The 25,122-nt window shown below is 34.7% G+C and carries 26 protein-coding genes; 13 read left to right on the top strand and 13 right to left on the bottom strand.

Features of this window, described 5'->3' with window-relative positions:
* Positions 1 to 18: 18 nt before the first annotated feature.
* Entirely contained in the window at positions 19 to 744 is a 726-nt protein-coding gene (locus AACZ41_RS14295) for an RDD family protein (RefSeq protein WP_339629218.1), read from the top strand.
* A gap of 3 nt (positions 745 to 747) precedes the next feature.
* The gene (locus tag AACZ41_RS14290; RefSeq protein ID WP_339629217.1) at positions 748 to 1,359 is read left to right on the top strand and encodes a trimeric intracellular cation channel family protein; all 612 of its coding nucleotides are present in this window, start codon (positions 748 to 750) and stop codon (positions 1,357 to 1,359) included.
* Between the two features lie 45 nt (positions 1,360 to 1,404).
* On the opposite strand, the gene AACZ41_RS14285 is transcribed toward AACZ41_RS14290, so the two are convergent.
* A complete protein-coding gene (locus tag AACZ41_RS14285; RefSeq protein WP_339629216.1) occupies positions 1,405 to 2,124 on the bottom strand; it encodes a peptidylprolyl isomerase in 720 nt (239 codons plus the stop codon).
* Here AACZ41_RS14285 and AACZ41_RS14280 point away from each other — a divergent pair.
* Both AACZ41_RS14280 and AACZ41_RS14275 read left to right on the top strand, forming a co-directional pair.
* Positions 2,123 to 2,764, top strand: a complete 642-nt coding sequence (locus AACZ41_RS14280) for a CoA pyrophosphatase (RefSeq protein WP_339629215.1) — start codon at positions 2,123 to 2,125, stop codon at positions 2,762 to 2,764. The two genes, AACZ41_RS14285 and AACZ41_RS14280, sit on opposite strands and share 2 nt — an antisense overlap.
* Positions 2,765 to 2,790: 26 nt before the next feature.
* Entirely contained in the window at positions 2,791 to 3,597 is an 807-nt protein-coding gene (locus AACZ41_RS14275) for a lysophospholipid acyltransferase family protein (protein WP_339629214.1), read from the top strand.
* On the opposite strand, the gene AACZ41_RS14270 is transcribed toward AACZ41_RS14275, so the two are convergent.
* The 3 genes from AACZ41_RS14270 to AACZ41_RS14260 all read right to left on the bottom strand — a co-directional run bounded on the left by AACZ41_RS14270 (position 3,594) and on the right by AACZ41_RS14260 (position 6,296).
* Positions 3,594 to 4,244, bottom strand: coding sequence for a hypothetical protein (locus AACZ41_RS14270; RefSeq protein ID WP_339629213.1), 651 nt, complete (start codon positions 4,242 to 4,244; stop codon positions 3,594 to 3,596). The two genes, AACZ41_RS14275 and AACZ41_RS14270, sit on opposite strands and share 4 nt — an antisense overlap.
* A gap of 4 nt (positions 4,245 to 4,248) precedes the next feature.
* Positions 4,249 to 4,743 (bottom strand): sigma-70 family RNA polymerase sigma factor, encoded by a 495-nt coding sequence (locus AACZ41_RS14265; protein ID WP_091626106.1) that lies wholly within the window; start codon positions 4,741 to 4,743, stop codon positions 4,249 to 4,251.
* A gap of 125 nt (positions 4,744 to 4,868) precedes the next feature.
* Positions 4,869 to 6,296, bottom strand: coding sequence for an amidohydrolase (locus tag AACZ41_RS14260; RefSeq protein WP_339629211.1), 1,428 nt, complete (start codon positions 6,294 to 6,296; stop codon positions 4,869 to 4,871).
* 100 nt (positions 6,297 to 6,396) lie between these two features.
* On the opposite strand from AACZ41_RS14260, the gene AACZ41_RS14255 reads away from it, so the two are divergent.
* Together AACZ41_RS14255 and AACZ41_RS14250 are read left to right on the top strand one after the other, a co-directional pair.
* Positions 6,397 to 7,689: an NAD(P)/FAD-dependent oxidoreductase gene (locus AACZ41_RS14255; RefSeq protein WP_339629210.1), complete on the top strand. Its 1,293-nt coding sequence runs from the start codon at positions 6,397 to 6,399 to the stop codon at positions 7,687 to 7,689.
* A 154-nt stretch (positions 7,690 to 7,843) separates the two neighbouring features.
* Positions 7,844 to 8,359: a hypothetical protein gene (locus AACZ41_RS14250; protein ID WP_339629209.1), complete on the top strand. Its 516-nt coding sequence runs from the start codon at positions 7,844 to 7,846 to the stop codon at positions 8,357 to 8,359.
* Here the strand turns inward: AACZ41_RS14250 and xerD are convergent.
* Positions 8,356 to 9,258 carry a site-specific tyrosine recombinase XerD gene (xerD, locus tag AACZ41_RS14245; RefSeq protein ID WP_339629208.1) on the bottom strand — a complete coding sequence of 301 codons (903 nt, stop codon included), beginning with the start codon at positions 9,256 to 9,258 and terminating at the stop codon, positions 8,356 to 8,358. The genes AACZ41_RS14250 and xerD overlap by 4 nt on opposite strands.
* Positions 9,259 to 9,681: 423 nt before the next feature.
* Here xerD and AACZ41_RS14240 point away from each other — a divergent pair, with 423 nt between their 5' ends.
* The 3 genes from AACZ41_RS14240 to AACZ41_RS14230 all read left to right on the top strand — a co-directional run bounded on the left by AACZ41_RS14240 (position 9,682) and on the right by AACZ41_RS14230 (position 11,754).
* Complete coding sequence (locus AACZ41_RS14240; RefSeq protein WP_339629207.1) at positions 9,682 to 10,200, top strand: outer membrane beta-barrel protein; 519 nt, start codon at positions 9,682 to 9,684, stop codon at positions 10,198 to 10,200.
* A gap of 78 nt (positions 10,201 to 10,278) precedes the next feature.
* Positions 10,279 to 10,695 (top strand): type II 3-dehydroquinate dehydratase, encoded by a 417-nt coding sequence (gene aroQ, locus AACZ41_RS14235; protein ID WP_339629205.1) that lies wholly within the window; start codon positions 10,279 to 10,281, stop codon positions 10,693 to 10,695.
* 180 nt (positions 10,696 to 10,875) lie between these two features.
* Positions 10,876 to 11,754: a PQQ-dependent sugar dehydrogenase gene (locus tag AACZ41_RS14230; protein WP_339629204.1), complete on the top strand. Its 879-nt coding sequence runs from the start codon at positions 10,876 to 10,878 to the stop codon at positions 11,752 to 11,754.
* Between the two features lie 167 nt (positions 11,755 to 11,921).
* On the opposite strand, the gene AACZ41_RS14225 is transcribed toward AACZ41_RS14230, so the two are convergent.
* The 4 genes from AACZ41_RS14225 to AACZ41_RS14210 all read right to left on the bottom strand — a co-directional run bounded on the left by AACZ41_RS14225 (position 11,922) and on the right by AACZ41_RS14210 (position 15,041).
* Positions 11,922 to 12,209 carry a DUF3817 domain-containing protein gene (locus tag AACZ41_RS14225; protein WP_339629203.1) on the bottom strand — a complete coding sequence of 96 codons (288 nt, stop codon included), beginning with the start codon at positions 12,207 to 12,209 and terminating at the stop codon, positions 11,922 to 11,924.
* Positions 12,210 to 12,231: 22 nt separating this feature from the next.
* On the bottom strand, positions 12,232 to 13,623 hold the full coding sequence (gene lpdA, locus AACZ41_RS14220; protein WP_339629202.1) for a dihydrolipoyl dehydrogenase: 1,392 nt from the start codon (positions 13,621 to 13,623) through the stop codon (positions 12,232 to 12,234).
* A 203-nt stretch (positions 13,624 to 13,826) separates the two neighbouring features.
* The gene (gene msrB / locus AACZ41_RS14215) at positions 13,827 to 14,321 is read right to left on the bottom strand and encodes a peptide-methionine (R)-S-oxide reductase MsrB (RefSeq protein ID WP_339629199.1); all 495 of its coding nucleotides are present in this window, start codon (positions 14,319 to 14,321) and stop codon (positions 13,827 to 13,829) included.
* Positions 14,322 to 14,477: 156 nt separating this feature from the next.
* Entirely contained in the window at positions 14,478 to 15,041 is a 564-nt protein-coding gene (locus AACZ41_RS14210; protein ID WP_339629198.1) for a collagen-like protein, read from the bottom strand.
* Between the two features lie 176 nt (positions 15,042 to 15,217).
* Here AACZ41_RS14210 and glgB point away from each other — a divergent pair, with 176 nt between their 5' ends.
* The 4 genes from glgB to AACZ41_RS14190 all read left to right on the top strand — a co-directional run bounded on the left by glgB (position 15,218) and on the right by AACZ41_RS14190 (position 21,836).
* Positions 15,218 to 17,113, top strand: coding sequence for a 1,4-alpha-glucan branching protein GlgB (gene glgB, locus AACZ41_RS14205; RefSeq protein ID WP_339629196.1), 1,896 nt, complete (start codon positions 15,218 to 15,220; stop codon positions 17,111 to 17,113).
* Between the two features lie 82 nt (positions 17,114 to 17,195).
* Positions 17,196 to 19,598, top strand: a complete 2,403-nt coding sequence (locus tag AACZ41_RS14200) for a glycoside hydrolase family 31 protein (protein WP_339629195.1) — start codon at positions 17,196 to 17,198, stop codon at positions 19,596 to 19,598.
* A 36-nt stretch (positions 19,599 to 19,634) separates the two neighbouring features.
* The gene (locus tag AACZ41_RS14195) at positions 19,635 to 20,444 is read left to right on the top strand and encodes a M48 family metallopeptidase (RefSeq protein ID WP_339629194.1); all 810 of its coding nucleotides are present in this window, start codon (positions 19,635 to 19,637) and stop codon (positions 20,442 to 20,444) included.
* A 60-nt stretch (positions 20,445 to 20,504) separates the two neighbouring features.
* Positions 20,505 to 21,836, top strand: coding sequence for an MFS transporter (locus AACZ41_RS14190; RefSeq protein WP_339629193.1), 1,332 nt, complete (start codon positions 20,505 to 20,507; stop codon positions 21,834 to 21,836).
* 44 nt (positions 21,837 to 21,880) lie between these two features.
* Here the strand turns inward: AACZ41_RS14190 and AACZ41_RS14185 are convergent, their stop codons facing one another.
* From AACZ41_RS14185 to AACZ41_RS14170, 4 genes are read right to left on the bottom strand one after another with little or no spacing between them, the layout of a single operon-like run.
* Positions 21,881 to 22,606 (bottom strand): head GIN domain-containing protein, encoded by a 726-nt coding sequence (locus AACZ41_RS14185; protein ID WP_339629192.1) that lies wholly within the window; start codon positions 22,604 to 22,606, stop codon positions 21,881 to 21,883.
* Between the two features lie 23 nt (positions 22,607 to 22,629).
* The gene (locus AACZ41_RS14180) at positions 22,630 to 23,721 is read right to left on the bottom strand and encodes a hypothetical protein (protein WP_339629283.1); all 1,092 of its coding nucleotides are present in this window, start codon (positions 23,719 to 23,721) and stop codon (positions 22,630 to 22,632) included.
* Positions 23,702 to 24,265 carry a hypothetical protein gene (locus AACZ41_RS14175; RefSeq protein WP_339629191.1) on the bottom strand — a complete coding sequence of 188 codons (564 nt, stop codon included), beginning with the start codon at positions 24,263 to 24,265 and terminating at the stop codon, positions 23,702 to 23,704. The genes AACZ41_RS14180 and AACZ41_RS14175 overlap by 20 nt, the downstream gene beginning before the upstream one ends.
* Positions 24,265 to 24,819, bottom strand: coding sequence for an RNA polymerase sigma factor (locus AACZ41_RS14170; RefSeq protein WP_339629190.1), 555 nt, complete (start codon positions 24,817 to 24,819; stop codon positions 24,265 to 24,267). The genes AACZ41_RS14175 and AACZ41_RS14170 overlap by 1 nt, the downstream gene beginning before the upstream one ends.
* Positions 24,820 to 25,122 lie beyond the last annotated feature (303 nt).

Raw genomic sequence — 25,122 nt, 5'->3', positions numbered from 1 at the left:
TGTTAAATTTAAGACTTAATGAATAACCTTCAAATCAATACAACGCAAAATGTTAATCTTAATTATACCATTGTTAGTATTGGTGAGCGAATTATAGCATTTTTTATTGATGCTTTTATTTTATATGTCTATTCCCTTTTAGTGAATATAATAGGCGATGCTATCGGTTATATTTATGATGACGGTTGGACACAACGAGGATTAATGGCTTTAATTTTCTTACCGGCAATGTTCTATAGCTTATTAATGCATATTATTTTTAATGGCAGAACGGTTGGTAAAATGTTGCTTAAAATTAGAGTGGTAAAGGTAGATGGATCACCAGTACATTGGAGTAATTATTTAGTTCGTTGGATGCTGCGCTTGGTTGATATTTGGCTTTTTCTAGGCTCAATTGGTATTTTAACCATTCTATTTTCAGAAAAGAGACAGCGTTTAGGTGATGCCGCTGCAGGTACCGTGGTCATTAGCACAAAGAACAAAACAACTGTGTCGCACACTATATTGGAAGAAGTTGAAGATACGCATGTGCCACAATTTACCAATGTTACGATATTGACCGATAAGGATATTCGATTAATCAAAGAAACTTTTGGTATAGCCAAAAAAAGAAGCGATTTTAAGACATTAAAGGCGTTAAGAGAAAAGGTTGATAGTATCTTGCAAACAAATTCTGGATTGTACGATATAGAGTATTTAGAAATTGTTCTTAAAGACTACAATTACTTCACCCAAAAGTTATAAGTGATGTTTTATTTTATCGTTGATATATTAGGAACCATTGCATTTTCCATATCTGGTGTTTTGGTAGCCATGGATAAAAAATTAGATGTCTTCGGCGTACTGATTATTGCTTTTGTTACTGCTGTTGGCGGCGGTACTTTGCGTGATTTATTAATAGGTATTAGACCTGTAGGATGGTTAAATACACCAATGCACCTACTCATAATTGTCATTACCGTTTTATTGGCAATATTATTTGTAAAACAATTGAAATACGTTAGAAAATCGCTATTTCTATTCGATACCATTGGTATTGGACTGTATACCATGGTGGGTATTGAAAAAGGGTTGGCTGCAGATTTATCTCCAGTTATGTGCATAGCCTTAGGTACTATAACAGCGTGTTTTGGTGGAGTAATACGAGATATATTATGTAATGAAATACCTGTAATTTTTAGAAAGGAAATTTATGCTACGGTATGTATTTTAGGTGGATTGGTTTATTTTCTTCTTATTCAATTTCCTATCGATAATACCATACCATATTCAATGGCGATCCTAACCATAATTGTTATGAGGGTTTTGGCTGTTCGGTTAAAAATTTCATTACCAAATATATATAGCGATAACAATTAATTAGAAAACGGCAATTCTTATAAGAGACTATTTTATCAACATCTACTACTTAACAACTTCTGCCTTTTCAATATAAATATTCTGCATGGGCCAATCACCTTCACCAACAGGCTGATTGTTTATTTTGTCAACAACGTCCATTCCTTCAATGACCCTACCGAAAGGCGTATACTCATCGTCTAGGTGATAAGAACCTGGATCTGCAACTACTATAAAAAATTCAAAGGGCGATGCTAGCATATGCGGGTTATCCATTTCACTACTTGGCATTGAAATAGTTCCTCGGTCGTGTTTATGTCCTTTTCTGGTATCAGGTGGTAGTAGGTATCTACCTATATCAGTTCTTTTCTTTCCGGTTTTTCGATCATCTGAATTTCCTCCTTGAATAATGAAATTCTTGACAACCCTATGAAATTGAGTGAAATCAAAATAGCCTTTTCGCGTTAGGTAAATGAAATTTGCACGGTGATATGGTACATTGTCATATAATTCTAACGTAAAGCTTCCTAAATTTGTAGTGATTTTTACCTTATTCGATTTTAAAGTTTTTTCATAATTGAAAAAGAAGTCTATGGCATTGTCCTCGGTAAGTTGAAATTTTTCTTTTTCCTCTTGTTGCGATGATGTGGTTGTTTCGGTTTGTGTCGAATCTATAGTTGCCGTGGGCACAGATATTGTACTTTCAGGTTTCTTAGAAGTATCTTTGCAACCTACACTAAGTATAAACGTAATAATAAAATATAAATAGAATTTAAGTGAATTCATGGATTTCAACTTTTTTGAACAACGGATATCAAAAATAAAAGATCTACCGCTTCCGGGGGAGGCTTCGCAATATAAAATGGCACCAGAAGGTCGATTCGAAGAATTTAAAGAAATAAATCTAAAAAGGCGAAACCCGAGAAAGGCAGCTGTAATGGCATTGTTTTATCCTACAATTAGTCAAAACACCAATTTATTGCTAATTCTTCGTAAAACCTATAAAGGAGTTCATTCTAATCAAGTAGGGTTTCCTGGTGGTAAAGCTGAAACATATGACGACGGACTTTTATCTACCGCGTTGCGTGAAACGCATGAAGAAGTAGGGGTGAAGCCAACTGATGTAACGGTGATTAAAGAGATATCTGAAATTTTTATTCCACCTAGTAATTTTATTGTGCAGCCTTTTATCGGCTTGTATAAAAATCCTAAACCATTTGTGAAGCAGGATAATGAGGTTGAATTAATTTTAGAGGTACCCTTATTTGATTTTTTAGACGAAAATAAAATCGTATCAAAAAAATTATCTACCTCATATGCCGTCGATATTATAGTACCTGCCTTTAAATTAAACGGTTATATTGTTTGGGGAGCGACTGCAATGATGTTAAACGAGATTAAAGAGTTATTAAAGCAGGTGTTGTAAGGCATATTTATTTATTTTAGCATTCTATGGGATTATTTAAGACAAACCCTTTTGGGCATAATTTATTTATAAAAAAATGGCTGATTCGAATTCTAGCATTGCTTTCGCATCAACGCTATAAACGTTTTAATACATTAGAGATAGAAGGATCTGATGTTATAAGAGGCTTACCGGATAGAAATGTACTATTCGTTAGTAACCACCAAACATATTTTGCAGATGTAGTAGCCATGTTTCATGTATTCAATGCAAGTTTGAGCGGTCGTGAAGATTCTATAAAAAACTTAGGGTATATATGGCAGCCAAAATTGAACATGTATTATGTTGCGGCGGCGGAAACCATGAAAAAAAGCTTGTTGACCAAAATTATGGCGTATGCTGGTTCTGTAAGTGTAGAGAGAACTTGGAGGGCCGAAGGGCAAGATGTGAAAAGGCAGGTTAAAATGAGCGATATTTCTAGCATCGGTAAAGCTTTGAATGATGGTTGGGTAATTACTTTTCCTCAAGGCACTACAACACCTTGGAAACCATTACGAAAAGGAACAGCGCATATCATTAAAAAATATAAACCTGTAGTTGTGCCAGTAGTAATTGATGGTTTTCGGCGTTCGTTTGATAAGAAAGGCCTTCGAATCAAGAAAAAGGGAATTCTTCAATCAATGGTTATCAAAGAACCATTGCATATAGATTATGATAATGAATCTTCAGAATCAATTATAGAAAAATTAGAGTATGCTATTGAACAGCACCCATCTTTTTTAAAGGTGATTTCAAAACAAGACTTATTGGCATATGAAGAGGAAAATAAGAAACGTAAATGGAAAAAGTCTTAAAATTCCAATTGTCTTAGTTCACTATAATTTTTCTTTAATTTTCTTAGTAAAAGACCGTATAATAGGAAGTAAATACCTCCCATGAATAAGGTTAGTATTATTCCAAAAATACCTATTGAGAGCATTACGGTTATCTTTAATTTTTCTTGGGATACGTTTTTGAGGCCTTCTTTTAATTCAGGAAAGGCTAGGGTAATATTGTCACTCAAATAAACACCTATAATCATTATGATTATAGTAACCACAATCATCGATAATGAAAAGATAACATAGTGTTTAACTGTTCTTCGTGTTTTAATAATTTTACGCATTAAATTTTTAGAATTATCGAGTACTGAAATTTCTTTAAATCTTTGATAAAACTGAAAAATAAAGTAAAATGCAACAGAATACGTTAATATAGAAAGAATAAAGAGGTATTTGGAAACTCCAATCTTTTTGTAAACCTCCATACCCTCTTGCATCGAAGGTAATAGGTATAATAAATGTGGTAGTGTAAATTCTAAGATACTTATGATTAGAATCCATTTAACAATAGAAGAAGATTTCTTCCATATCATTTTATGAATATCCTCATAGCTCAATTTAGGAATATCAAACTCCTTCTTCTGCCAGTCTCTCTTTAATAATTCCAGTTCATCCGTCATACGCTTATGGATTCAAAATGGTTCTTAATTTTGTTTTAATACGGTTCATTTTCACTCTTGCATTTACTTCTGTTATACCCAAAGTTTCTGAAATTTCGGTATAGTTTTTATCCTCAAGATATAAAAAGACCAAGGCTTTATCGATATCACCTAATTGTTTAACTGCCTTATACATCAATTTTAATTGTACTTCTTCTGTTTCATCATACTCATCCGCTTTTATCTTAAAAATAATTGATTCATAATCAGCGGTGTCAATCCTTCTTTTGTGCTTGCGATACAAGGTAATTGCTGTATTTAAAGCTACCCGATACATCCACGTACTAAATTTTGCATCACCTCTAAATTTGGGGTATGCTTTCCATAATTGGATAGTAATTTCTTGAAACAAATCGTTGTGAGAGTCGCGGTCGTTTGTATATAGCGTACACACTTTATGAACAATATTTTGATTGTTCTGTAGCTCGGTCACAAATTTGTGTTCAAGTTCTTTGTTCACTGTTGGTTGGTTGATCTTATGTGATTAGTCATATAAAAGGTTTATTTGTTACAATAAATCTTCAAATAAATAAAAAAAGTGCTCAAGGAAACCTTGGCACTTTTTTTAACTATACTTATTAAATTCTAATTTCTATAATCTAATGCAGGTGCTCTATCACCTAAAAGAGGTATATATTTAAAATCAGCACCTCTTTGCTCTAGAAATTCAGACTTTGCCATTTCTATCAATTTTTTATCCTTGAACAGGTCAATAGCTGTTTTGGTCAACGTTTTTGCTGCAACCATCATTCCTTTTCTACCAATAGATGTTCCACCGGCAGCAACTGCTTGCCAGCTATGTGCAGGGGTTCCAGGCACCCATGTTGCAGTTCCAAAACCAACTGTAGGTACAGTGAAACTAACGTCACCAACATCGGTAGAGCCATAAGCCCTAGCTTCCGTTTTATAAGGTTGAACATTTTTTGCAGTATCTAAATCTGCTTTATCCATTCCTAATGACATTGCAATTTTATCCGCAAACACTTTTTCTTCAGCAGTGTATTCAATACCACCTACTTCAGAAAGATTCTCGTGCATCAATTTCTGTAAAGTAAGGTTTGGTAATAGTTCATGCGTACCACCAATCATTTCATAATCCATTGTCGTACCTGTACCTAAAGCAGCACCTTCGGCAGATTTCACCATACGGTCAAAAATATCAATAACAACATCACGATTATTATGGCGGGCATAGTAATATACTTCAGCAAAATCAGGAACCACATTTGGGGCTTTACCGCCATCCGTAATCACATAATGTATTCGAGCTTCTTGAGGAATATGCTCACGCATCATATTGACCATCATATCCATAGCTTCAACGCCATCTAAAGCTGAACGACCTTTTTCAGGAGAACCCGCCGCATGGGCCGAGATACCATAAAATCTGAATTTAGCGGATTTGTTCGCCAATGCTGCACCAGCATTTGCTTCGTTTTCGTCTCCAGGGTGCCAGTGAAGGGCAATATCAACATCATTGAAAAGACCTTCGCGAACCATATATACTTTTCCAGAACCGCCTTCTTCTGCTGGTGTGCCGTAAAAACGAATGGTACCTTTAGATTTATTAGCTTCTAACCATTCTTTAGTTGAAATCGCAGCAGCTGTAGATGCTGTACCAAATAGATGGTGACCACATGCATGTCCGGCCGCTTTCCCTGCCGATTCTTTTTCAGCTGTCGCTTTTTGAGAAAGGCCAGGTAGCGCATCAAATTCACCCATAATAGCTATAACAGGACTTCCGCTACCATATTCTGCAATGAAAGCAGTTGGTATGCCCGCAACTCCTTTTTTAATGGTAAAGCCAGCATCTTGTAATGTCTTTTGTAATAGGCCAGAGCTTTGCTCTTCTTGGTAGCCCATTTCTGCGAATTCCCATATGTTCTGGGCTATATTTCCATAATCTTCACTTTTTTGCTCTAAATTTTTAAGAATTTCTTTTTCGCTCTTTTGAGCTTGTATTGTAAAAAAGGAAGTACTAAGTACCGCCAATAAAAATAAGGTTTTTTGCATTTTTGGAATTGTTTGTAGTTAGACCTTAAATATACTAAAAACAGAATATTATTTTAAAGTAGAAGTGCATTTGTTTAGTTTTGCATTTAAGTAATACATTATGAACATACCACTTTCAAGCTATCCTAGAATTGTTATTATAGGTGGTGGGTTTGGCGGAGTTTCCTTAGCCAAAAAACTGAGTAAAAAAGAAGTACAAGTCGTTCTTATAGATAAGAATAATTACCATACTTTTCAACCCTTATTATACCAAGTTTCTACAGGTGGTCTTGAACCAGATTCTATTGCTTATCCCTTACGAAAGGTTTTAATCGGATATGATAATTTTTATTTTCGTTTAGCTGAGGTCGAAAATGTTGACCCGCTCAAAAAGAAAATTAATACAAATATAGGCGACCTTTCATATGATTATTTGGTTGTAGCTACTGGCTCTGAAACCAATTTCTTTGGAAATGAAGAGATTGAAAAAAATGCCATGTCGATGAAGTCTGTACCGCAATCGCTTAATCTTAGAAGTTTAATTCTTGAAAATTTTGAGCAAGCACTTTTAACCGACGACTATCATGAGCGAGATGCTTTAATGAATTTTGTTATAGTTGGTGGTGGTCCAACAGGGGTAGAGCTTTCTGGTGCATTGGCAGAGATTAAAAAGGGTATTCTGCCTAAAGATTATCCAGATTTAGATACCAGAAGGGCGCAAATTAACATAGTACAAGGTGGTGATTGTCTTTTGCCAGGTTTTAGTGCTCAGGCTTCAAAAAAAGCGGAAGATTTTTTAGAGGAATTGGGAGTTCAAGTTTGGAAAGGAGTTAGGGTAACTGGTTACAATGGTAAAACAGTAACGACAAAAACTGATTTGGTTTTCGAAACTGCTACTGTAGTATGGGCTGCAGGGGTAAAAGGCGCGGGAATTAAAGGTTTAGATGCAGTAGATTTAATAGCAGGTGGTAATAGAATCAATGTTAATGAATTTAATCAAGTTAAAGGCCATCCTGATATTTTTGCCATTGGGGATATTGCTTGTATGGTAACAGAAGATTATCCTCGTGGGCATCCTATGGTAGCACAACCTGCAATTCAGCAAGGTCGATTATTAGCGGAGAACTTAGAGCGGTTGCTGGCACATAAATCGATGAAATCTTTTGAGTACATTGACAAAGGAAGTATGGCGACAATTGGTCGAAATAAAGCCGTATGTGATATAAAAGGATATCGTTTTCAAGGCGTCTTTGCCTGGTTTGTTTGGATGTTCGTACACTTGTTCTTTCTAATCGGATTTAGGAATAAAATGGTCGTATTCATCAACTGGGTATATAACTATATTAGGTTTGATCGTGAAGCTCGATTGATTATAAGACCTTTTAAAAGAGACTACAGTCAGTTTAAGGATTAAGGCAATTCATTTAGGATATAATCATTAAGAATTATAGGTCAAAGTGCTTTAATACCTAAAAGTTTGGCGGTTAAAGTTTTGCTAAGTATTTCTTTTGCCGTTATTTTTAGAATACCTTCTACAGGAAATCAGCATCACTTTAAAAACCTGTGATATGAAAGTATTGGTATGTGGCTATTTATTTTTGTTTGTAATTATAGCTATTGGGCAGACAACGGAGGAATCACCTCCAACGAAAAGCCCTTCATCATTAATAGGTTTGTCAATTTCTGGGCATGCTTATCCCATTTCTGCGATTGGTGATGTACATAAATCGTTTATGGTGCAATATGGAATATCTAAATCTACACAATTTGAACTTCAAGGGTTTTATGATACATATTTGTTAACGGAGAGGTTTAGGTCAAGTTTGATTGGTAAGGTGTATTTAAATGAAAAACTATACTTACTCTCTGGTGTAGAAGTGGAAGTGGCTACTGAAGATGCAGGAAAAGTAGCAGTACCTTATCGTCTTGGTTTTGTCGCAGGTTCAGGTTATGATATTAGTGATAATTTTATGATAGAGGCGAAACGTAATGTTCAGCTGAATAATTCAAACATTGGTGCTTTTGGAGAAACTTTGGTAAAAATGCCAGCAGTTTATACCATAGGCAGTAAGTGGAAATTTTAATCGCTTTTTCTCGGGTGAAAGGTATTCATAACCTCGGCTAAATGTGAGCGATCCACATGCATATAAATTTCTGTAGTAGTTATACTTTCATGCCCTAGCATTTGCTGAATGGCTCGTAAATCGGCACCATTTTCAAGTAAATGAGTGGCAAAGGAATGTCTAAAAGTATGCGGACTTATATTTTTCTGCAACCCAATAGTAACCGCTAAATTTTTTACAATGGTGAAAATCATAGCTCGTGTAAGTTGTTTTCCCCGTCGGTTAAGAAAAAGTATATCTTGAAATCCTTCTTGAATATTTAAGTGAACCCTAATTTCATTTCTGTAGATATTAATATACTTTTTGTTCACAGGACTAATAGGAACAAAACGTTGTTTATCGCCTTTACCGGTAACTTTAATAAAATCTTCCTCAAAAAATAGGTCAGATATTTTCAAGTCAATAAGTTCAGAAACCCGTAAACCACAACCATACAAAGTTTCAAGCATCGCACGATTGCGTTCCCCTTCATTAGAACCTAAATCAATAGCTTTAATTAATTTATCTATTTCGTTTTCAGAAAGAGTGTCGGGTAATTTTCGCCCTATTTTTGGGGACTCAATTAAATCTAACGGATTGTCTTTTCTATAATCCTCAAAAATTAGATAGTTGAAAAAACTTTTAAGGCCTGATATGATTCGTGCCTGTGATCTTGGGTTGACTACCTTGGCGATTTCATATATAAATCGTTGAATAATATCTTTTTCTATTTGAATGGGATTTACAGTAATGGAATGGGAATCTAAGAAAGACATTAGTTTCTCAATATCACGAGTATAGCTTTGTATAGAATTTTTTGATAACCCACGTTCTAACTTAAGATACATGGTATAATCTTTAAGAGCATGTTGCCAATTCATGGTTTAAAGATAGATATTACATTAATTAAAAATAAAGTATGAATCATATTAAATACTAGGTTTCCAGTATTTGAAGATTTAATATTAGTTTTCATATTTACTCTAATTAATTCCCAATCAATTTTATTATTAGGTGATGGTTTTGGAGCAGAGGTACCGCTTAGACCTATTGCTGGACTTGATTAAAAAATAAATAATGTTCCATTCGTTTTTTCTTTCGAATGGAGACCATTTATGGGTCTTGGAGAGTATTTAGGTAATTAAGTTGGGGCTTTTGGTATAGGTATTAGATATGTAATTGAATAAGTGTTAAAGTCATTTAAATTTAAAAGGGGAACTATGTCCCCCTTTTTTATACCCTTTTGTTGAATACTATTTGCTGTTTCAATTCGTTCTAGGTTAATAAAAATTATACCATTAAATATGAGAAAGATTTTGTTACTTCTAGTTATGACCATTTTTGCGAGTCAAATTTTTGCCCAAGAAGGATTTAAAATGGGTATTCAAGCTGGTTTGCCTTTTAATGATTTTAATGAGGCACTTAGCGTAGTTGTTGGTGCTGATGTTTCATACATGTATCCTTTGGGGGAAGTAGTGGATATAGGACCTGCAGTAGGTTTTATACATGGTTTTGCAGAAACATTTCAATCTAATATTGTACGTGCAGATTTAAAACCAGTACAGTTTGCCCCTATATCAGCAGGAGTACGTATTTGGACATCGAACGATTTCTCATTTGGTGGTAATGTAGGTTGGGCTTTAGGTGTTAGTGAAGGTAATGATGGGGGTTTATATTACAGACCAACAATTGCCTATTTAATGAGCTCAAGTGTAGAGCTTAATTTTTCATATACAGGTATTGAATTAGATGAGGCTACTTGGTCTACTTTAACTCTTGGTATTGTGTATAATTTTGAGCCGAAGTATAGAACTCGCCGATAAGGCCAATTAGTATGTGAAGTAATCATACTTCCACAATTTATTATCTATTTGTTAATCAACATTTGTTACTTTTGATACATGAAGATTATCATAATTAATGGTCCCAATTTAAATCTTTTAGGGAAAAGGGAGCCAGATGTTTACGGAGCTGAAACATTTGAAGATTACTTTTCAAAACTTCAAAACAAATTTAAAGATGTTGAGTTAGAGTACTTTCAATCTAATATCGAAGGAGAACTTATTTCAAAAATTCAGGAAAGAGGTTTTTCCTATGACGGTATAGTTTTAAATGCCGCTGCTTACACGCATACCTCTGTAGGTATTGGCGATGCGGTAAAGGCAGTAACCGCTCCTGTAGTTGAAGTGCATATTTCAAATACCCATAAACGCGAAGAATTTAGACATGTTTCATATATTTCTGCTGCCGCGAATGGTGTTATTCTTGGCTTCGGACTTAAAAGTTATGATTTAGCTATCGAAAGTTTTTTATTATAAATACAAGAAAGCTTTAACATCTGATGTGCTTACCTAATTCGTAAATAGATGTAAAATCTATAGTTATGAAAAGAATTGGTCTAGTACTTTTGAGCATATCTGCATTTATAACTATTTCGTGCAGTGATAAAGAGGATATAGCTCTCACTCCTATAGTTGATGATTCAATTTCTCTAAGCAATGCTTTTCCTATATTTAACTTTTTCAAATCCATTAGATTTACAGTCCCCTCAAGACAGAACTAACAGAATATTCGTTGCTGAAAAAGCAGGTGTTATAAAGTCCTTTGATAATATTAACTCTGTTGAAGAGGCTTCTATTTTTTTAGATATTTCAAATAAAACAGTTACGGCAAGTGAATTGGGCCTTTTGGGATTTGCCTTTCATCCAGATTATATTTCCAATGGTTTTCTTTATGTTACCTATACACCGAGTGAGAGCCTAGCGGTTATTTCTCGTTTTAAAGTATCTGAAACGAACGCTAATATGGTAGATGAGTCAAGCGAAACTATTTTATTGGAAATAGCCCAACCCAAGACAAATCATAATGGAGGTCAATTGGCTTTTGGTTCTGATGGATATTTATACATTGTTTCAGGTGATGGTGGCGGTGCGGGTGACCCTGACGGAAATGCTCAAAACTTAGAAACACTTTTAGGTGAAATTTTACGAATTGATGTAAACAATCAAGATGCAGGATTGAGCTATGCGATACCGATTGACAATCCGTTTGTAGAGAATGAAAATGCTAGAGGAGAAATTTATGCGTACGGACTAAGAAATCCGTGGCGATTTAGTTTTGACGTTCAAACCAATACGATATGGGCAGCCGATGTAGGTCAAGATGAGTTAGAAGAAATAGACCTTATAGTAAAAGGAGGGAATTATGGTTGGAATATTCTCGAAGGTAGTTCTTGTTATCAGAAAAGTGAATGTGATGCAACAGATTTAATAGCTCCACATTATGAATATGGCCATAGCAATAATGATAAATCGGTTACCGGTGGTTATGTTTATCACGGAAATGAATTACCTACTTTAAAAGGGTATTACATCTAAGGTGATTTTATTTCAGGTAGAATTTGGGCTTTAGATGAAGCCGGAAATAATAAATTACTATTAGAAACTGGCTTAAATATTTCTTCTTTCGGAATAGATGAAAATAATGAGTTATACCTCTGTAGTTTTGACGGTAAAATTTATGAGCTCACTACGATAGATTAAGATTAATCTACTTTTTCTGACCTTAAATATTTTTCTTCAACATAGAAAGTAGCAAAGGGTAGAAGAGAGGCTGCTCCAAAAATAAGAAATTTCTTTATGTCCCATTTTTTCTGATAGCCAACCAAAATCGTAAGTGCTATAAAAGTAATAAATAGTGCGCCATGAGCATAGCCGACTAATTTATTCGGCCCAGGTATCTCTGCCCAATATTTTAATGGCATAGTTACTCCGAACAACGCCAAATAGGAGATTCCTTCTAAAATTGCCGTTGCTCGAAATAATTTTAACATACTAAGTATTTATTGAAAATGGTTATAAATGAATTACTTCGTCGTACGCCGCTGCAACCGCTTCCATAACTGCTTCACTCATAGTTGGGTGCGGGTGAATTGCTTTCAGTACTTCATGGCCTGTAGTTTCTAGTTTGCGTCCTAAAACTGCCTCAGCGATCATATCGGTTACACCGGCACCTATCATATGGCAACCTAGCCATTCTCCATATTTTGCATCGAATATAACTTTAACGAACCCATCAGAAGCTCCAGATGCTTTTGCTTTACCGCTTGCAGAGAATGGGAATTTACCAACCTTAATGTCAATGCCTTTGTCTCTCGCTTGCTTTTCTGTTAAACCAACTGAAGCAATTTCAGGAGAGCAATAAGTACAACCAGGTATATTTCCATAATCTAAGGGCTCTACATGCATACCTGCTAATTTTTCAACGCAAAGAATACCTTCTGCAGAAGCTACGTGAGCAAGAGCTTGTCCAGGTGTTACATCACCAATAGCATAATAGCCTGGTATATTTGTTTGGTAAAAATCGTTTACTAGAATTTTATCACGGTCTGTAGCAATACCTACATCTTCTAAGCCTATATTTTCAATATTGGTCTTAATACCAACTGCAGATAATACTATATCAGCTTGTAGAATTTGTTCTCCTTTAGCAGTTTTTACGGTGGCTTTAACTCCATCACCAGACGTATCAACAGAAGTAACCTCTGCGGACGTCATAATTTTAACTCCTGCTTTTTTAAAGCTTCTCTCTAATTGTTTAGAAACATCTTCATCTTCAACAGGCACTATATTTGGTAAATATTCAACTACAGTTACATCAGTACCCATAGAATTATAGAAGTAAGCGAATTCAATACCGATAGCTCCACTACCTACAACAATCATGCTCTTAGGTTGCTTGTTTAAGGTCATTGCTTCACGGTATCCTATAATTTTCTTGCCATCTTGTGGTAAACTTGGTAATTCACGACTTCGAGCACCAGTTGCAATAATTATATTGTTAGCGCTATATTCCGTAACAGTACCATCTTCAGCCTTAACCGAAACTTTCTTACCAGCTTTTAACGTACCATACCCTTTTATTACTTCGATTTTGTTCTTCTTCATTAAGAACTGAACACCTTTGCTCATACCGTCTGCAACGCCGCGGCTTCTTTTTACAACAGCATCAAAATCTTTGTCAACACCTTCAACCTTTATTCCATAATCATCTGCATGTTTCAGGTATTCAAATACTTGCGCAGATTTCAATAAAGCTTTAGTTGGTATACAGCCCCAATTTAAACAAACGCCTCCAAGACTTTCTTTTTCAATAATAGCGGTCTTAAAACCTAATTGTGAAGCCCTGATAGCGGTTACATATCCTCCTGGACCACTACCTAAAACAATAATGTCGAAACTGCTCATATTTTGTTTTTTTGATGTTTGAAATGAGGTGCAAAAGTACAAAACCAAATCGAAATTGAGAATAGGATTTTAAAATATGACCTTTAATTTCTAATTGTGATATTTTTATAATTCAATTTTCTAACAACGCGGTATCGTAATTACTTAATAAACAATAAAGAGACCTAATTAGGCCTCTTTATTTAACTTTAAAATTGATTAGATTATTCAGCAGGCACAAATTTTAATGCAACTCCATTAATGCAATGACGTAAACCCGTAGGTTCCGGGCCATCTTCAAATACATGACCTAAATGTCCACCGCAGGTAGCACAATGTTCCTCTGTCCTTACTCCGTAAGTGTTATCAATTTCATACCCTACATTACCTTCAATTTCTTGATAAAAACTTGGCCAACCCGTACCTGAATCAAATTTGGTTTGACTTTTAAATAGGGGAGTGGCACAGGCGGCGCAAACATAAGTACCCTTCTTTTTAATCTTCAATAATTCACTGGAAAATGGGTTTTCCGTAGCAGATTCACGTAGAACGTAATATTCAGCATCAGTCAATTCTTTTTTCCATTCAGCATTTGTTTTCTGAACAGCAAATTTTTTTGTGTTTTCCACATTTGTATCTGTGGCCATTTCTTTTTCTTGCGATGTACCCTTACAGCTAGCAAAAAGCACTAATAGCGCTACTCCAATTTTCATTTTCATTTTCAATTTTTTTATTCTGTCGTTATTCTTTTATATTCCTTTCAAGTTATTGTATTTACATAACCTTTTAAGTTAAGGTTTTAAAAAAAATATAGAAATAAAAAAGTCTTTAGGTTTACCCAAAGACTTTAGATGCTGTAAGCTTAGTTTCTATAATTAATCCAGTTTTATTTTTTGAATATTCTCTTCTTTTACTCCCAAATGCGCCATTACCGAGTTAATATCCGATGTATCTAATTTGCCTGTTGTTGATTCTGCAGGCAAAACCGCAATTCTAAATATTTGATTATCTGTGTCCCCTGCCGGTAAAGTGCTTAAATCAAAATCTGATTCTAAGAAAATATTTACATCAAAGAAAGTATAATCAAAGTTGTATTGTAACAAGCCTTGGTCTAGTATTCTTGTTTGTGGCATTAATCTCCAAATATCTACTAAGTCACCGTTACCATCTACGGTTTCATCCCATAACAAATAAACTAAAACTACATCAGTCTCAAAAACTTCCACGGTTTGGGGGAATTCATAAAAAATTGAATAATCATTTTGAAGAGTAAAAGAACCTTCAATATCCATTACTTTTCCCAAGATGTTAATTCCATCTTGCCCATCTGCACCATCAATCCCGTCGAAACCATCATAACCTGGAGGTCCTTGAGGTCCTTCGCATGAAATAAAAAATATAGTAACGAGTGCTCCTAAAAATAAGTTCAGTTTTTTCATAATACTTTTATTATTCAGTTTTTGTATAATTGTTTTACAGTTAGTTCAAAAAGTGTTCCATTTTTGGTAAATCAATATATAAATCGGATATTAACTGCATTAATTTTAACGAAAAACATTCATTGTTGGCCGTCTTTCTAAGATGATTAGCTTTGCTCAAATAATTACACGATAATATGCCTAACGTAAAAGTTCACTCTTTATTTACTGAATTTGATATTAACCTTTTTAAAAGCGGCAAGCATTATCGCCTTTATGAAAAGCTTGGTTCTCACTTAATTGAGATAGATGGTGTAAAAGGGACGTATTTTTCAGTTTGGGCACCTAGTGCCAAATCTGTATCTGTTATCGGGAATTTTAATGCTTGGAATGCAGATGAGCACAAGTTAAATGTTCGTTGGGACGCTAGTGGTATATGGGAAGGATTTATTCCAAATGTTGGAAAGGGAGAAGTTTATAAATATAAGATTCAGTCTAGCAATAATGATATTTGGACAGAAAAGGCAGATCCTTTTGCAAGATTTTGCGAGCATCCACCTAACACCGCTTCAATAATATGGACCGCTGATCATAAGTGGAATGATAAGGATTGGATGAGCTATAGAAAAGAGAAAAATGGTTTAGATAAACCTTATTCTGTTTATGAGGTTCATTTAGGCTCTTGGAAAAAGAATGCGGATAATAAGTTCATGACCTACAAAGAGTTGGCTGTAGATCTTGTTTCTTATGTTAAAGAAATGGGGTATACCCATATAGAGTTTATGCCGATAATGGAGTACCCTTATGATCCATCATGGGGATATCAATTAACAGGTTATTTTGCGCCTACTTCAAGATTTGGAACACCAGAAGAGTTTAAAATGTTGGTAGATACCTTTCATCAAAACGATATTGGAGTGATTTTAGATTGGGTTCCTTCTCATTTTCCAGAAGATGCGCATGGCCTTGGTTTCTTTGATGGTTCGAATTTATATGAGCATCCAGATAGGCGAAAAGGATATCACACAGATTGGAAAAGTTTAATTTTCAATTATGGCAGAAACGAGGTAAGGGCCTTTCTTATTAGTAATGCCCTATTTTGGTTGGATCAATACCATGTAGATGGATTGCGTGTAGATGCAGTTGCCTCTATGCTATACCTAGACTATTCTAGGGAAGATGGGGAATGGGAACCAAATATATATGGCAATAACGAAAATTTAGAAGCCATATCATTTATACGTGAATTTAATGAAGCGGTATATTCGAATTTTGATGGAGTACAGACAATAGCCGAAGAATCTACTGCATTTTCGGGTGTCACAAAATCGGTAGAACATGGCGGTTTAGGCTTTGGAATGAAATGGATGATGGGTTGGATGCATGATACATTACAGTTTTTTCAAAAAGAAACTATATACAGAAGACATCATCAAAATGACCTTACCTTTAGTATGACCTATGCCTTTACAGAGCGTTTTATGCTGCCATTTTCACATGATGAGGTAGTTTATGGTAAGCAATCACTGGTATATAGAATGCCAGGCGATGAATGGCAGCGCTTTGCTAACTTAAGGCTTCTTTTTGGGTATATGTTTACACACCCTGGTACAAAACTTACATTTATGGGGGGTGAGTTTGGGCAAACTGCAGAATGGAATTTTGAACAAAGTTTAGATTGGCATTTGTTACAATATGAAGGTCATGCTGGAATTCAGGATTTTGTTAAAGATTTGAATCATCTGTACAAAAGTTCTCCTGCGATGTATGAAAAGCAATTTAGCCCAGAAGGTTTTCAATGGATAGACTACAGTGATCATGATAATTCAGTTTTAACATATATACGTAAAGGTCATGATGAAGAAAATGATTTAATAGTAGTTTGCAATTTCACACCAATTCCGCGTGAAAATTATCGGATAGGCATGCCTAAAAAAGGTAAGATTAAAGAGATTTTAAATAGTGATGATGTAAAATATGGTGGTGGCGGTAATTTGAATAAAGTTATCAAAGTTTCTACTAAGGCCTCTCACGGACACAAAAAATCAATTGAAATTACAATTCCACCTTTAGGTATTATAATTTTAGGGTAGTAATTTTAATCTATACAGTTCACCGTAAACATTTTATGATTACTTTTTGGTGTTTATTTGACATCCACTTAACAACATTTTCATGATAACAAATACAGAGCTTGAATATAAAGGTAATTTATACCCTAACCATATAGTCGAGTTTACACAAGATACAGATAAGTTATATTTCACAACAGAGAACGGTGTCGTTCTACAAATAACAATTCTTAGAGGTAGTTTAGTTCGTTTTAGATATGCTACAAATTACAATTTCGAACCAGATTTTTCTTACGCTATAGATCCCGATAGTACAATGGGTTATAGCAAGTTAGATGTTGTAGAGAACAATTCAGAGTATATTATATCTACTGCCAGGTTAAGTATTTTAGTTGATAAGAAAACCCTTAGAATTCAGATTTCAGATATAGAAGGTAATATTATAAATGAAGATGAGCTAGGTTTTCATTGGGAAGAGAACTATGAGTACGGGGGGAATACCGTTAAAATGAGTAAGATTTCCCAAATAGGTGAAAGTTTTTTCGGCATGGGCGATAAAGCCATGCACAGTAATCTTAAAGGTAAAAAAGTAGAGAATTGGGTGACCGACCAATTTGCATTTGCAAAAGAGCAAGATCCATTATATAAGGCAATACCTTTTTATATTGGGTTGAGTAAAGGTAAAGCTTATGGAATTTTTTTTGATAATAGTTTTAAAACGAGTTTTGATTTTTCACAAGAACGTAGAAATATTACTAGTTTTTGGGCTGATGGGGGTGAACTAAATTACTATTTTATTTTTGGCCCAGATATGTCGAGGGTTGTTAGTTCTTATTCTAATCTGACCGGTACACCAGAATTGCCACCAATGTGGGCACTAGGCTTTCATCAATCTAAATGGAGCTATTACCCAGAGAGTAATGTAAAAGAAGTTGCTAGCGAATTTCGAAGTCGGAGAATACCTTGTGATGCCATATATCTGGATATAGATTATATGGATGGTTTTAGGTGTTTTACTTGGGACAAGAATCATTTTCCTGATCCAAAAAGAATGATACAGGAACTTGAGCAAGACGGATTTAAAACTGTTATAATGATTGATCCAGGTATAAAAGTGGATCATGATTATTGGGTATATAATGAAGCCTTAGAAAATGACTATTTCTGTAAAAGGGGGGATGGTCCTTTAATGCATGGTAAGGTATGGCCAGGAGAATGTAATTTTCCTGATTTTACAAATCCTGCAGTACGAGAATGGTGGGCCGAATTGTATAAAGAATTTATGTCTGAATTAGGTGTTCATGCAGTGTGGAACGATATGAACGAGCCTGCTGTAATGGAAGTGCCTACTAAAACAGCACCATTGGATACTAGACATAATTATGATGGCCACCCATGCACGCATAGAAAAGCCCATAATGTTTATGGTATGCAAATGGTTAGGGCAACTTATGAAGGCGTTAAAAAATATGTATATCCAAAAAGGCCATTTGTGATAACAAGAGCGGCATTTGCCGGTACACAAAGATACTCGTCTACATGGACTGGAGATAATGTTGCTACTTGGGAGCATTTATGGATAGCAAACGTACAAATGCAGCGAATGTGTTTAAGCGGATACTCTTTTGTAGGTTCTGATATTGGCGGATTTGCAGAACAACCAGACGGTGAATTATTTGCAAGGTGGATTCAATTAGGAATTTTTCATCCATTCTGTAGAGTTCATTCAAGTGGGGATCACGGTGACCAAGAACCTTGGTCTTTTGGTGTAGAAATTACAGATATAGTTCGAAAGTTTATAGAATTAAGATACCAACTTTTACCTTATTTGTATACCATGTTTTATAAGTATACCAAAGAAAATAGGCCAATGATTCAGTCATTGGTGTATTATGATCAAGAAGATACCCAAACACACTTTAGAACAGATGAATTTATTTTTGGTGAGAAAATATTGGTTTGTCCGATACAAGAACCAAATGCTCAAGGACGTAGAATGTATATACCTAAAGGAGAATGGTATGATTTTTGGACTCACGATTCGGTAATAGGAGGTAAAGAAAAATGGGTTGCGGCGGGCTTAGATAAATTACCAATTTTTATAAAGGCAGGAGCTATAATTCCCAAATATCCAATTCAGCAATATGTAGGTGAAAAGAAAATTGAAGAACTGTTGTTAGAGGTTTATTATAAAGAAGGTGTAGAAGCATCAGAAGTATATGAAGACGCGAATAATGGGTATGATTATAAAAAGGGAAGATATGCTTTAAGTAATTATAAATTGACCGGGAAAGAAAATTCGTTGACAATACAATTATTTAAAGATGGAAGTTTTGAAACGGAATATGAAACAATTAAACTTAATCTTCATGGTTTACCCTTTCAAATTGAAAGCGTAATGGTAGATAATGAAGAAATAGAATTAGAGAGTTTAATTTTTGGTGGAGATAACATTTTACGGATTGACAAAAACTTTACGTCATTACATCTGTCAGGAAAAGAATAACTTTGTATTTTATTACCATTAACTTAAAAACTGAATATGAAAAAAATAGTATTAATAACCCTTGTATTTGTAGGGGTATCTGCTTGTAAGGTAAATCCATTTACGGGACAGAAAACTTTAAATTTTTATCCTAATAGTCAGGTGTTTCCTTCTGCATTTGCACAGTATGACCAATTTTTAACAGAGAATAAGGTTGTCACCGGTACCGCCGATGCTCAAATGATAACTAGAGTAGGACAACGAATTTCCTCTGCCGCAGAACGTTGGTTAACTGCCAATGGTCACCCAGGTTATTTAAAGGACTATAAGTGGGAATATAATTTAGTGAATGATGAAACTGTAAATGCTTGGTGTATGCCAGGTGGTAAAATTGTATTTTATACAGGTATTTTACCAATTACCCAGTCAGAAACAGGTGTAGCGGTAGTAATGGGCCACGAAGTAGCTCATGCATTGGCGGATCATGGAGCGCAAAGAATGAGTGCAGGTACACTTCAACAATTAGGGGCAGTTGCAGGGAACATTGCAATTCAAGATGAGCAGAAACGTAATATATTTAACCAAGCATACGGTATAGGGTCTCAAGTTGGGGTAATGTTGCCCTTTAGTAGAGGTCATGAAACGGAAGCTGACCTTATTGGTTTGCAGATTATGGCGATAGCTGGTTATGACCCTTACGAAGCTGCAGAACTTTGGAAGCGTATGAAAGCGAAAAGTGGAGGACAAGCACCACCAGAATTTACGAGTACCCACCCATCTAACGATACAAGAATAAATAACCTTTCTGCTTGGGCACCAGATGCTGCTGCTGAAGCCGCAAAATTTGGAGTGACTAAATTTAAATAAAACTTAATGCATTATTGTATATTGAAGCCGTTCAGAAATGAGCGGCTTTTATTTTTATGTATGGGGAAAACACTAGTTTTAAAAGGAAGTAAAAAATTATTGAACGCATGGGCCTTTTATGATTGGGCCAATTCGGTATATAGCTTAGTAATTTCATCAGCAGTGTTCCCCATATTTTATGGCGCTTTATTTAGGGTTGCAGGAATCGAGAAGGTTACAGTTTTTGGAGGTGAGATAGCAAGAGCACCGTTAATTAGTTATGTCACCTCATTAGCATTTGTTTTTATCGCCATAGTAACCCCATTAGTTTCTGGGATAGCAGATTATTTAGGTAACAAAAAAGTATTCATGAAGTTTTTCTGCTATTTAGGCGGAATTTCATGTATAGGGCTTTATTGGTTTTCCTTGGAAAATATTTACATAGGATTAGCATCTTATTTCTTTGGATTGGTAGGCTTTTGGGTAAGTTTTGCAATCAATAATTCTTATTTGCCAGATGTTGCGTTTCCAAAACAACAAGACGCGATAAGTGCAAAGGGCTTTTCTTTGGGATATGTAGGTAGTGTAATTCTTTTAATTTTTAATTTGGCAATGGTCATGAAGCCAGACTTATTTGGTATAACTACTGATGAAGCCGGTTCAGCGGAAATAAAAGCAATGAAATATTCATTCGTTACCGTAGGTATTTGGTGGATACTTTTTGCGCAATATAGTTTTTACTATTTGCCACAAGGCTACAAGAAGGAAGGGGAAAGAACCAATATAGTATTAAACGGATTTAAGGAACTAAAATTAGTATGGAATCAACTTGGTGAGCAAGTAAAGCTCAAAAGATATCTAGGAGCATTTTTCGTTTATAGCATGGCGGTACAAACCGTAATGTTGATAGCTACATATTTCGGGGAAGAAGAAATAGCATGGGGTACAGACTCGGAACGTACAACCGGGCTTATCGTTAGTATTTTAGTTATACAGTTAGTAGCGATTTTAGGTGCTACCGTTACTGCTAAAGCTTCTGAAAAATTTGGTAATATAAAAACACTGATTGTTGTTAATGCACTTTGGGTTTGTATATGTATTTATGCATATTTCGTAATCACACCAACCGATTTTTATATTGCCGCAGGTTGTGTTGGTTTAGTAATGGGGGGTATTCAGGCATTGTCTAGATCAACCTATTCCAAATTTCTACCACAGACTAAGGATACAACCTCCTTTTTTAGTTTTTATGATGTTGCTGAAAAAATAGGAATCATTATCGGTACTTTACTTTATGGTGTTGTAGCTCAATTGACAGGTAGTATGAGAAGTTCAATTATATTCTTAGGGCTTTTCTTTTTAATTGGCATGTTCTTATTGTTACGAGTAAAGGAATTAAAAAAGCCCCTTTAAAAGGGACTTTTTTAATTGATCGTTCGTTATTTTGATTTTATAAATTATCCTCTAGAAATATCACCGGATCCAGAAGTTTTAGTGTCTACTTTCTCAGGATTGCCTTTATATGAGATATCACCTGAGCCAGAAACTCTTGCCTTAATTGATTTTTTAGCAGTTACTTGAATATCCGCAGATCCAGATACAGTAGCACTTACATTTTCCGCTTCAAGATTATATGCTTCAATATCACCACTTCCAGAAACAGTGGCGTCAAAATCGGTAGTTTTGCCACTCAAGGTTATGTCTCCAGAACCAGACATGCTAGCGGATATCAAATTTGAGTCAATATCTAAAGTAATATCTCCAGAACCCGACATTGCCGTACTGAATTTATCAGATTTTATTTTTGTTTTGCCAACGATGTCTCCCGAACCAGACATGGAGACTGAACTGATTGTTTCAACCGGAACGGTAATTCGAATTTCAGATTTCCAGTTACTGCTTTTGAGGTTGATACCCTTTTCCGTTTTAATGACCAATTTCCCATCTTTAACCTCTGTGATAATATACTCCAAAAGGTTTTCTTCGCCCTGTAGCGTAATTTCACCTTCTTTGCCTGAAACTATATCTACATCGAACCAACCAGAGACTGCGATTCCTTCATAATCTCCGGTGCTTCTTTCTATAGTAACATTGTTTCCATTTCCTTTAATGGTTTTTCCCCATTGAGCAGAACAGGATAGGGTGATTAAACCTGTTAATAGTAATACGCTTAATTTTTTCATGTTTTTCGTTTTAATTTGATTGATTATTTTTTAGTAAAACTTATTCCGCCGTAATCACTTGATAGGGTTACTTTATTTCCACTTCCTTTCGAGCCATAAAAACCTTCATAGTGTTTATCGGAAGATTTTTCTGTACTGATATTAATGGTGAAATTATCTTTTCCACTTACACCTGCATAACTTGTGGTTATATCAAAATCGAAGTGATATTGGCTATTATAACCTATTTTAATACCTGTATAATCTGTTCTAATATTTACATTGCCTGCATCGGCAGCAAGTTCATCTATTCTTATTGAACCATAATCTGCAACAATAGAAATATCACCATGAACAACACCTAGTTTTACTGCAATATAATCGCCATTACCGTCAATACTTTTCAATTCTTTTATATCCATGTTACCGTAGTCACTGGTATATTCCAAATTTTCCATTACACCAATACTGGCATTTGTATAGTCCGCATTTATGCTAAGATTACCTGCTTTTTCTATAGTGAAACCGGAATAATCTGCTCTAATTTCGCCACTATTAATATATTCAATAGTAGACTTAGATGTGTAATCAAAATTTAAACGATTATTTCTACCTCTTAGTTCTCCAATTTCAAGTCGACCATAATCACAATTAATTTTGGCATGACCATCGATTCTATCTAAGATTATATTACCGTAATCGTTGTTTAAATCTACATTGTTTTTAACAGGAACTTTAATAGTGTAATTGATTTGCATGTTAACGTTATTGTTATTGCCCCAATTCCATCCCCAGCCGTTGCTATTTTTTTTAAAGATAGTTTCAGCCGAAACTTGGTCATTACTTGCTTCAAAATCAATAGATATTTCATCTAATTTTTTTTGAACTTTTTCTTCATTGTTGCCGTTGGTCTTAATATGTACCTCTATTACAACTCGGTTCTCGTTCCAAGACGTAATATTTAGATTGCCATAAGAATTGCTGACTTTTAAAAGCGCGTTAGGGCTTACATTAAATTCTTTTTTTATAGTTTTTTCTTTGGTATGCTTTCCATCAAAACCAATATTATTGGCATTAATAGTTGTAGTAAAAGCGACGACCAGTAACCAGGTATATTTAAATAGTGTAATTCGCATCATTTGTATTTTTTATGGTTTTAATATTCTCTATCTGTATCATAACTTCATTTAGAAGTTCTATTCTAGTTTGGAAATTTGTTATCATGGCACTTAGTATTAATTTACTGTTACCCCCGTTTAATAAATCTTGTTCCATTTTACTGTAGTTTGTTTCAAGTTTTTTCAATTGAATCATAGCATCGTTTATAATTCTTTCGTTCTCAAGAGATTTCTCAGAATTTAATTCTTTGACTTGTTCTTCAATTAAACTGGCAAAATAAAATTGAGTTTTAGAAGCTTCCGGAGAAATTTGCGCAACCTTTTCCTCAATACTGCTTGAGGTATTGAATTTGGCTATACCTATTGATAACAGAATAGCTATGGTGGCGGCTATTGAAAATATACGTATCCAAGAATGCTTCCTTTCAGTCGGAATGGTTTCGACTCCTTTGGATTTGTTCAATATATCTAAAAAGCGTTGTTGGTGACCATTGGCTGGTTCCGCAAAATCCAAATCGTTCTGTAGCTTATCAAAAAGCACGTGTAAATTATCTTTCTTCATTAGAATGCGAGTATTAATTTTTTTCTAAGACTTTCTTTTGCACGTGAAACTGTAGTTCTACAATTTGCGTAGCTAATGTTCATTATTTCACTTATTTCTTCATAATCAAACCCTTCTATTAAATGTAAGGTCAAAGAAATTCTGTAATTGTCTTTCAAATCTTTCATGGTTTCCATCACTTTTTGAGCCTTTAGTTCTGTAAACACATGGTCAGATGCAATTCCGTCATTATCTTCGACCTTGTACAATACCTCATCTAAAGCAACTTCATTCTTTTTCTGTTGCTTTCTATATTGATGAATGCTGTTATTGATTACAATGCGTTTCAGCCAAGATCCAAAAGTTACTTCCCCTTTAAACGTATGCAGTTTTGTGAAAGCGCTTAAAAACGATTCTTGCATAATGTCTTCTGCTTGGGCAGTGTCTTTTACGATTCTTAATGCTGTATTGAACATGGCCTTGTAATACCTATTGTACACTTCTAGCTGTGCGCTTTGTTTTCCGGCCATGCAACATTGCAAAAGCTCATCAATATGTTCTCTTTGTTGGCTCAAAAAGTGATCGGTTTATGTAATGATGTATCAATTTACTATTTGTTACAGTTTGGTTGAATTTCGTAGTGTATTTTATCGAATTAAATCGTTTTTTATCGATATTACATAATAAAACCTATTAGTTGTGGAAGTATTAAAATACATTTGAAAACTCCCCTAATTAATTATAAATCGGTATTATAATGTATAAAATATATGGTTATGGGGAAAAATTACTTATCATTTATTTTTAGTTTATTTAACTATTTTTTAGTTTTCGCCCAAACTCCATCTACCGATGGCGAATGGAGCCCTGTTCTTAAT

This window comes from uncultured Maribacter sp., from assembly GCF_963974015.1.
In the GTDB taxonomy this organism is placed as follows: Bacteria; Bacteroidota; Bacteroidia; order Flavobacteriales; family Flavobacteriaceae; genus Maribacter.
The sequence above is the reverse complement of the archived record's forward strand: the minus strand, read 5'-3'. Positions and strand labels throughout refer to the sequence as shown.

Excerpts from the sequence above, each read along its gene's own strand:
- AACZ41_RS14175 (WP_339629191.1), bottom strand. The coding sequence starts at position 24,265 with ATGAAGAAAGATAATTTACACGTGCTTTTTGATAAGCTACAGAACGAT.
- AACZ41_RS14225 (WP_339629203.1), bottom strand. The coding sequence starts at position 12,209 with ATGTTAAAATTATTTCGAGCAACGGCAATTTTAGAAGGAATCTCCTAT.
- xerD (WP_339629208.1), bottom strand. The coding sequence starts at position 9,258 with ATGAATTGGCAACATGCTCTTAAAGATTATACCATGTATCTTAAGTTA.
- AACZ41_RS14185 (WP_339629192.1), bottom strand. The coding sequence starts at position 22,606 with ATGAAAAAATTAAGCGTATTACTATTAACAGGTTTAATCACCCTATCC.
- lpdA (WP_339629202.1), bottom strand. The coding sequence starts at position 13,623 with ATGAGCAGTTTCGACATTATTGTTTTAGGTAGTGGTCCAGGAGGATAT.
- glgB (WP_339629196.1), top strand. The coding sequence starts at position 15,218 with ATGCCTAACGTAAAAGTTCACTCTTTATTTACTGAATTTGATATTAAC.
- AACZ41_RS14230 (WP_339629204.1), top strand. The coding sequence starts at position 10,876 with ATGCTTTTCCTATATTTAACTTTTTCAAATCCATTAGATTTACAGTCC.
- AACZ41_RS14255 (WP_339629210.1), top strand. The coding sequence starts at position 6,397 with ATGAACATACCACTTTCAAGCTATCCTAGAATTGTTATTATAGGTGGT.
- AACZ41_RS14270 (WP_339629213.1), bottom strand. The coding sequence starts at position 4,244 with ATGACGGATGAACTGGAATTATTAAAGAGAGACTGGCAGAAGAAGGAG.
- AACZ41_RS14195 (WP_339629194.1), top strand. The coding sequence starts at position 19,635 with ATGAAAAAAATAGTATTAATAACCCTTGTATTTGTAGGGGTATCTGCT.
- AACZ41_RS14280 (WP_339629215.1), top strand. The coding sequence starts at position 2,123 with ATGGATTTCAACTTTTTTGAACAACGGATATCAAAAATAAAAGATCTA.
- msrB (WP_339629199.1), bottom strand. The coding sequence starts at position 14,321 with ATGAAAATGAAAATTGGAGTAGCGCTATTAGTGCTTTTTGCTAGCTGT.
- AACZ41_RS14250 (WP_339629209.1), top strand. The coding sequence starts at position 7,844 with ATGAAAGTATTGGTATGTGGCTATTTATTTTTGTTTGTAATTATAGCT.
- AACZ41_RS14180 (WP_339629283.1), bottom strand. The coding sequence starts at position 23,721 with ATGCGAATTACACTATTTAAATATACCTGGTTACTGGTCGTCGCTTTT.
- AACZ41_RS14260 (WP_339629211.1), bottom strand. The coding sequence starts at position 6,296 with ATGCAAAAAACCTTATTTTTATTGGCGGTACTTAGTACTTCCTTTTTT.
- AACZ41_RS14210 (WP_339629198.1), bottom strand. The coding sequence starts at position 15,041 with ATGAAAAAACTGAACTTATTTTTAGGAGCACTCGTTACTATATTTTTT.
- AACZ41_RS14295 (WP_339629218.1), top strand. The coding sequence starts at position 19 with ATGAATAACCTTCAAATCAATACAACGCAAAATGTTAATCTTAATTAT.
- AACZ41_RS14290 (WP_339629217.1), top strand. The coding sequence starts at position 748 with ATGTTTTATTTTATCGTTGATATATTAGGAACCATTGCATTTTCCATA.
- AACZ41_RS14240 (WP_339629207.1), top strand. The coding sequence starts at position 9,682 with ATGAGAAAGATTTTGTTACTTCTAGTTATGACCATTTTTGCGAGTCAA.
- AACZ41_RS14200 (WP_339629195.1), top strand. The coding sequence starts at position 17,196 with ATGATAACAAATACAGAGCTTGAATATAAAGGTAATTTATACCCTAAC.
- AACZ41_RS14275 (WP_339629214.1), top strand. The coding sequence starts at position 2,791 with ATGGGATTATTTAAGACAAACCCTTTTGGGCATAATTTATTTATAAAA.
- AACZ41_RS14285 (WP_339629216.1), bottom strand. The coding sequence starts at position 2,124 with ATGAATTCACTTAAATTCTATTTATATTTTATTATTACGTTTATACTT.
- aroQ (WP_339629205.1), top strand. The coding sequence starts at position 10,279 with ATGAAGATTATCATAATTAATGGTCCCAATTTAAATCTTTTAGGGAAA.
- AACZ41_RS14190 (WP_339629193.1), top strand. The coding sequence starts at position 20,505 with ATGGGGAAAACACTAGTTTTAAAAGGAAGTAAAAAATTATTGAACGCA.